General features: G+C 69.0%; 6 protein-coding genes and 1 pseudogene. 3 read left to right on the top strand and 4 right to left on the bottom strand.

The annotated features are described in order from the left end of the window. From ftsY to RWO33_RS18955, 3 genes are all read left to right on the top strand, one after another. A partial coding sequence (gene ftsY, locus RWO33_RS18945) for a signal recognition particle-docking protein FtsY (RefSeq protein ID WP_314106838.1) occupies positions 1-1,128 on the top strand: 1,128 nt, incomplete at its 5' end. Continuing rightward, complete coding sequence (mutY, locus tag RWO33_RS18950; RefSeq protein ID WP_314106840.1) at positions 1,128-2,246, top strand: A/G-specific adenine glycosylase; 1,119 nt, start codon at positions 1,128-1,130, stop codon at positions 2,244-2,246. The genes ftsY and mutY, both read left to right, overlap by 1 nt. Positions 2,247-2,249: 3 nt before the next feature. Next, positions 2,250-2,519, top strand: coding sequence for an oxidative damage protection protein (locus RWO33_RS18955; protein ID WP_314106842.1), 270 nt, complete (start codon positions 2,250-2,252; stop codon positions 2,517-2,519). A gap of 123 nt (positions 2,520-2,642) precedes the next feature. Here RWO33_RS18955 and RWO33_RS18960 read toward each other — a convergent pair whose 3' ends face one another. The 4 genes and pseudogenes from RWO33_RS18960 to RWO33_RS18975 form a co-directional block, all read right to left on the bottom strand. After that, positions 2,643-3,089 carry a DUF6491 family protein gene (locus tag RWO33_RS18960; RefSeq protein WP_314106844.1) on the bottom strand — a complete coding sequence of 149 codons (447 nt, stop codon included), beginning with the start codon at positions 3,087-3,089 and terminating at the stop codon, positions 2,643-2,645. 82 nt (positions 3,090-3,171) lie between these two features. Continuing rightward, a complete protein-coding gene (gene lolD, locus RWO33_RS18965) occupies positions 3,172-3,885 on the bottom strand; it encodes a lipoprotein-releasing ABC transporter ATP-binding protein LolD (protein WP_314106846.1) in 714 nt (237 codons plus the stop codon). Continuing rightward, complete coding sequence (locus RWO33_RS18970; RefSeq protein ID WP_314106848.1) at positions 3,878-5,119, bottom strand: lipoprotein-releasing ABC transporter permease subunit; 1,242 nt, start codon at positions 5,117-5,119, stop codon at positions 3,878-3,880. The genes lolD and RWO33_RS18970 overlap by 8 nt, the downstream gene beginning before the upstream one ends. A gap of 34 nt (positions 5,120-5,153) precedes the next feature. Continuing rightward, a pseudogene (locus tag RWO33_RS18975) lies at positions 5,154-5,352 on the bottom strand (hypothetical protein); the annotation flags it as partial.

Below are 5,352 nucleotides of genomic sequence, written 5' to 3' on the forward strand. Positions count from 1 at the left end.
GCTCCGGTGGCAACGCCCGCCGTCGACGCCACCTCGCCCGTGACCCCGGCGCCGACCCCGGCCGATGCACCCCGCATCGAGGCCGTCCAGGCCGCGCCCGCCCCGCTCTATCCGCCGGCCCCGGTCGTGGTCGCCACCGACATCGTGCAGGAAGCCGTGCAGCCGCTGGCCTCCCCGGCCGCGTTCGACGAGGCGGCGCCCGCCGCGCCCGGCAAGACCGGTTGGCGCGACCGCCTCCGCAACAGCGTCATCGCGCGCAGCTTCGGCGGCTTGTTCTCGCGCAACCCCAAGCTCGACGACGACCTGCTGGATGAGCTGGAAACCGCGCTGATCACCGCCGATGTCGGCGTCGGCGCCACCACCGCGCTGGTGGAAGGCCTGCGCAGGCGCATGAAGGCACGCGAATTCGCCGACGCCCCGGCGCTGCTGAAAGCACTGCGTGCCGAGCTGATCGCGATCCTGCAGCCGGTCGCCAGACCGCTGCACATCGACCGCACGGCGAAGCCCTTCGTGATCCTCACCGTCGGCGTCAACGGGGTCGGCAAGACCACCACCATCGGCAAGCTGGCCAAGCGCTTCAAGGACGATGGCCACAGCCTGATGCTGGCCGCCGGCGATACCTTCCGCGCCGCCGCCGTGGCCCAGCTGCAGGCCTGGGGCGAGCGCAACGGCGTGGCCGTGGTCGCCCAGGGCCAGAACGCCGATGCTGCCTCGGTGGCATTCGATGCGCTGCAGGCCGGCAAGGCCCGCGGTACCGACGTCCTCATCGCCGACACCGCAGGTCGCCTGCACACCCAGGGCGGCCTGATGAACGAGCTGGGCAAGATCCGCCGCGTGCTCGGCAAGATCGATGAAAGCGCGCCGCACGAGGTGCTGATGGTCATTGATGGCACCACCGGCCAGAACGCGCTCTCGCAGCTGCGCCAGTTCCATGCCGCGGTCAATGTCACCGGCCTGGTGGTGACCAAGCTGGATGGCACCGCCAAGGGCGGCGTGGTGTTCGCGCTGGCCCGCGAATTCGGCATCCCGATCCGTTTTGCCGGTATCGGCGAGCGCCCGGAAGACCTGCGCGTCTTTGATCCGGAAGCGTTCGTGGATGCGTTGCTGCCGGAAGCGCTGGGCGGTTGATGTCGGCCGCCATCGGCGACGCGTTCGTCGGCCGGCTGCTGCCGTGGTTCGACGGCCATGGCCGGCACGACCTGCCCTGGCAGCACCCGCGCACGCCATACCGGGTCTGGCTGTCTGAAATCATGCTGCAGCAGACCCAGGTCGCCACGGTCGTTCCGTACTTCCTGAAGTTCCTGGCGGTGTTCCCGACCCTGTCCGACCTGGCCGCGGCCAGCAATGACCAGGTGATGGCGCAGTGGGCCGGGCTCGGCTACTACGCCCGTGCCCGCAACCTGCATGCCGCCGCGCAGCGCTGCGTGGACCAGCACGGCGGCGAGCTGCCGCGGGATTTCGACGCACTGCATGCGCTGCCGGGCATCGGCCGCAGCACCGCCGGGGCGATCCTCAGCCAGGCGTGGAACGACCGTTTCGCGATCCTGGACGGCAACGTCAAGCGCGTGCTCACCCGCTACCACGGCATCGAAGGCTTTCCCGGCCTGCCTGCGGTGGAGAAAGTGCTGTGGGCGCTGGCGCAGCTGCACGTGGAGCATGTGCCGGACAAGCGCCTGGCCGATTACACGCAGGCGCAGATGGACCTCGGCGCCACGGTGTGCACCCGCGCCAGGCCGGCCTGCGTGATCTGCCCGCTGCAGGACGACTGCGTGGCGCGTCGCGAAGGCCGCAGCGACCAGCTGCCCACGCCGAAGCCCAGCAAGGTCCTGCCCGAACGCGAGGCGGTGGCGCTGCTGCTGCGCGATGCGCAGGGTCGGGTACTGCTGCAGAAGCGGCCTGACACCGGCATCTGGGCGCAGCTGTGGACGCTGCCGCAGGCCGACAGCGGCACCGCGCTGCAGGACTGGTTCGATGCGCATGTGCTCGGTTCACTGGAAGATGCCGAGGAGCTGCCGGTGCTGCAGCACACCTTCAGCCACTATCGCCTGCACCTGCAGATCCTGTCGCGGCGGGTCGATGGCCTGCGGGGTGACACTCCCGCGCTGCGCTGGGTCGCCGCCGCGGACCTGCCTGCACTTGGCCTGCCCGCCCCGATCCGCAAGCTGCTGGATACCGGCAGCGCCCCGCCCGTCCCCGTCGCGCGCCGTAAACTACGCGCTGCAACGCCCCCGAAAACCATCGAGTAGCCCATGCCCCGCACCGTTTTCTGCCAATACGAACAACGTGACACCGAAGGGCTCGACTTCGTGCCCTATCCTGGCGAGCTGGGCCAGCGCATCTACGCTGGGATCGGCAAGAGTGCCTGGTCCAAGTGGCTGGCACACCAGACCATGCTGATCAACGAAGAACGGCTGTCGCCGCGCGATCCGAAGCACCGCGCGCGCCTGGAAGCAGAGCTGGAGAAGTACCTGTTCGGCGGTGGCGCTGAAGCCCCGGCGGGATTCACCCCGGAAGCGTAATCCGGTAGCGCCGGCCGTTGGCCGGCCCATGCACACCCGTGACCGCGCGATGGCCGGCCAGAGGCCGGCACTACGAACCGTTACGGGCCGATCGTGACCGGGATCAACCGGAGCAGGACCCGTTCAACCGTCGGTCCCTTCCCGCTCCTGCACCTGCGCCTGGCGCAGCTCTTTTTCCGATGCGCGCAGCGCCTTGACGTCCAGCGGGCGGATGCTGCCGATGAAGCACGGTACGGTGGGGCCCTGGTTGGGGTCTCGGATCAGCACCTTGTCGAACCGCGCCGAGACCTGGCCAATCCGGCTGGTCAGCCCGATCGCGGTCGCATAGCTCAACCCGTAGCAAGGACCCCGCAACTCCAGCAGGTACGCCTCGCTCGGGCGGGTCCATACCGCCAGCGCGCTGTCGCCCAGCTCGGTCCAGCCATTGAGCGAGCCGAAGTAGCGCATCGCATTCTGCGGCGGGCCGGCGTGGGCGCGATACAGCTCCAGCCGTTCTTCGCTGGTCAGGCGGCCGGTGGCACAGCCGGCCAGCAGCACCCCCACGGCAATCAAGGCGATCAGGCGTTTCATGGCACCTCCAGGTCGACACGCCGATCATGCACCGGCCGGGGCGCGGCCGCAGCCCCGCCCCGCCACCCGTTCAGCCGCCAGCTCAGACCTGGTCGTGGGACAGCGCGTGCAGGCGGCCTTCGCGCAGTTCGAGCACGCGGTCCAGCTTGCGCGCCAGGCTGCGGTCGTGGGTGACCAGCACCAGGCTCGTATGGTGCGCACGGTTGAGCTCCAGCATCAGCTCGAACACGGTCGCGGCGGTCTTGTCGTCGAGGTTGCCGGTCGGCTCGTCGCCGAGCACGCAGGCCGGACGGTTGACCAGCGCGCGCGCCACCGCGGCACGCTGGCGCTCGCCACCGGACAGCTCGCCCGGCTTGTGTTCCAGCCGGTGGCCCAGGCCCACCGATTCCAGCAGCGCCTTCGCGCGGCCACTGGCATCGGCTACCGCGTCACCGCCCAGCAGCACCGGCATCATCACGTTTTCCAGCGCGGTGAACTCGGGCAACAGATGGTGGAACTGGTACACGAAGCCCAACGCACGGTTGCGCAGGCGGCCCCGCTGCCCATCGGACAGCGCCGACATCTGGTTGCCGGCCACGAACACTTCGCCGGCGGTGGGCGTATCCAGCCCGCCCAGCAGGTGCAGCAGAGTGCTCTTGCCGGCGCCGGACGCGCCGATGATGGCCACGGTCTCGCCGGCAGCCACGCTCAGGTCCAGCCCGTTGAACACCGGGGTCTGCATGCGCCCTTCGGCATAGGTCTTGGCCAGCCCCTGGGCACGGATCACTTCGTCGCCGCGGTTGATCGGCTCATTCATAACGCAGGGCCTCGGCCGGCTGGGTGCGGGCAGCGCGCCACGCGGGGTACAGGGTGGCGAGGAAGCTCATGACCAGCGCGACCACGGTGATGATGACGATGTCCGGGGTCTGCATGTCGGTTGGCAGCCCGGTGATGTAATAGACGTCTTCGGGCAGCAGCTTGACGTTGAACACGGTCTCGATCGCGCCGAGGATGCGCTCCAGGTTCAAGGTCAGGGTGATGCCGCCGACCACGCCGAGCACGGTGCCGAAGATGCCGATCAGCGAGCCCTGCACCATGAACACCTGCATGACCCCGCCGGGGGTCAGGCCTAGCGTGCGCAGGATCGCGATGTCGGCCTGCTTGTCGGTGACCAGCATGACCTGCGAGGACACCAGGTTGAACGCCCCCATGGCGATGATCAGCGAGAGCAGGATGCCCATCACCACCTTCTCCATGCGCAGCGAGTGGTACAGGTTGGCGTTCTGGCGGGTCCAGTCGCTGACCCGGTACGCGCCGCCCAGCGAGTGCGCCAGGTCGTAGCCGACGTCGAACGCCTTGTCCATGTCGTGCAGCTTCAGGCGCACGCCGGTCACCCCGTCCATGCGCAGCACGCGTTCCAGGTCGGCCATGTTGGCGTAGGCCACGCCACGGTCGATCTCGTTGTAGCCGGCCTCGAAGATGCCGCTGACGGTGAAGCGCTTCAGCCGCGGCATCGCGCCGACCGGCGTGCCCTGCACTTCGGCCAAGGTCACCAGCACGGTGTCACCGACATCCACGCCCAGCCACAGCGCCAGTTCCTGGCCCACCAGCAGGTTGTAGCTGCCTTCGGTGAGGCTGTCGAAACTGCCCTTCTTCAACTTGGTGTTGATCACCGACACCGCCGGCTCCAGCGCCGGGTCGATGCCCTGCACGATCGCGCCCTGCACGCGCGGGCCGCTGAGCATCGCCTGGATCTCGATGTACGGCGCGGCGCCGGCCACGCGCGGGTCCTTGTGGGCCACGTCGATGGTGCGCTGCCAGTCGGACATCGGCGCGCCGTCGGTGGTGACCGTGGTGTGCGCGGTCATCTGCAGCAGGCGGTCGCGGATTTCCTTCTGGAAGCCGCTCATCACCGCCAGCGTGGTGATCAGCACGGTCACCCCCAGCGCGATGCCGAGGATTGAAGCCATGGAGATGAAGGAGATGAAGCCGTTGCGACGCTTGGCCCGGAGGTAACGCAGGCCGATGGAAACGGGTATGGGTTTGAACATGCAGGTACGCCGGACAATTCAGGCTATGGTGCCATCACGGACGTGAACGGGAAATGGGACGGGCCCGGATCGCCAACCGGAGCGCGCGTCGCTGCGGTGCCGGCAGCGTATCGGGCCAGAACAGGCAGGCCTGGCGGCGCCCGCCGGCCCGCCAGCACAGCTGCAGCAGCGGGCCGCGGTCGTGCAGGGTCAGCGCGTCCACCGGCTGCCCGTCGACGCAGGCGGGGCTGTCC

Source organism: uncultured Stenotrophomonas sp. (assembly GCF_963519925.1).
Taxonomy (GTDB): Bacteria; Pseudomonadota; Gammaproteobacteria; order Xanthomonadales; family Xanthomonadaceae; genus Stenotrophomonas; species Stenotrophomonas maltophilia_AE.

Excerpts from the sequence above, each read along its gene's own strand:
- RWO33_RS18960 (WP_314106844.1), bottom strand. The coding sequence starts at position 3,089 with ATGAAACGCCTGATCGCCTTGATTGCCGTGGGGGTGCTGCTGGCCGGC.
- lolD (WP_314106846.1), bottom strand. The coding sequence starts at position 3,885 with ATGAATGAGCCGATCAACCGCGGCGACGAAGTGATCCGTGCCCAGGGG.
- mutY (WP_314106840.1), top strand. The coding sequence starts at position 1,128 with ATGTCGGCCGCCATCGGCGACGCGTTCGTCGGCCGGCTGCTGCCGTGG.
- RWO33_RS18970 (WP_314106848.1), bottom strand. The coding sequence starts at position 5,119 with ATGTTCAAACCCATACCCGTTTCCATCGGCCTGCGTTACCTCCGGGCC.
- RWO33_RS18955 (WP_314106842.1), top strand. The coding sequence starts at position 2,250 with ATGCCCCGCACCGTTTTCTGCCAATACGAACAACGTGACACCGAAGGG.